Origin of the sequence: Ligilactobacillus saerimneri DSM 16049 (genome assembly GCF_000423265.1) — a bacterium.
Lineage (GTDB): Bacteria > Bacillota > Bacilli > Lactobacillales > Lactobacillaceae > Ligilactobacillus > Ligilactobacillus saerimneri.
On record NZ_AUHQ01000049.1, the window covers coordinates 1 to 1,311 of the forward strand.

Below are 1,311 nucleotides of genomic sequence, written 5' to 3' on the forward strand. Positions count from 1 at the left end.
AAAAAACCGAGAACATTGCGTTTTGAAGAGTTTTTAAACATCAAAATTAGTTCTTAATTGCGAAACTCATAAAGCTTATTAAAATAAGCGGATAGGTTAAGTTATTAAGGGCGCATGGTGAATGCCTTGGCACTAGGAGCCGATGAAGGACGTGACTAACTGCGATAAGCTTCGGGGAGTTGTAAGTAAACTGTGATCCGGAGATTTCCGAATGGGGCAACCCAATAGTCCTAACGGACTATTACTACTCAGTGAATACATAGCTGAGCAGATGGAAGACGTGGGGAATTGAAACATCTAAGTACCCACAGGAAGAGAAAGAAATTCGATTCCCTCAGTAGCGGCGAGCGAACGGGGAAGAGCCCAAACCAAGAAGCTTGCTTCTTGGGGTTGTAGGACTGGTGTTTTGAGTTACCAAGAGATGAAGTAGTTGAATGACCTGGGAAGGTCAGCCACAGAGAGTGATAGCCTCGTAAACGAAACTTCGTTTCCTCAAACCAGGATCCTGAGTACGGCGGAACACGTGAAATTCCGTCGGAATCCGGGAGGACCATCTCCCAAGGCTAAATACTACCTAGTGACCGATAGTGAACCAGTACCGTGAGGGAAAGGTGAAAAGCACCCCGGGAGGGGAGTGAAATAGTTCCTGAAACCATGTGCCTACAAGTAGTCAGAGCCCGTTAATGGGTGATGGCGTGCCTTTTGTAGAATGAACCGGCGAGTTACGTTTGCATGCGAGGTTAAGGCGGAAAGGCCGGAGCCGTAGCGAAAGCGAGTCTGAAATGGGCGCCATAGTATGGAGACGTATACCCGAAACCAGGTGACCTACCCATGTCCAGGTTGAAGGTGCGGTAAAACGCACTGGAGGACCGAACCCGTGTCTGTTGAAAAAGGCTGGGATGAGGTGTGGGTAGCGGTGAAATTCCAATCGAACTTGGAGATAGCTGGTTCTCTCCGAAATAGCTTTAGGGCTAGCCTCGGAATTAAGGATCGTGGAGGTAGAGCACTGTTTGGACTAGGGGCCCGTCTTGGGTTACTGAATTCAGATAAACTCCGAATGCCACTGATCTATGTCCGGGAGTCAGACGGTGAGTGATAAGATCCATCGTCGAAAGGGAAACAGCCCAGATCACCAATTAAGGTCCCTAAATATGTGCTAAGTGGAAAAGGATGTGGAATTGCATAGACAACTAGGATGTTGGCTTAGAAGCAGCCACCATTTAAAGAGTGCGTAATAGCTCACTAGTCGAGTGATCCTGCGCCGAAAATGTAACGGGGCTAAGCACATTACCGAAATTGTGGATGCGACCG

1 rRNA gene is annotated in these 1,311 nt (G+C 48.0%); it reads left to right on the plus strand.

The features are described 5' to 3' along the window. Positions 1 to 94: 94 nt before the first annotated feature. Positions 95 to 1,311, plus strand: a 23S ribosomal RNA gene (locus tag G541_RS0108215); the annotation flags it as partial.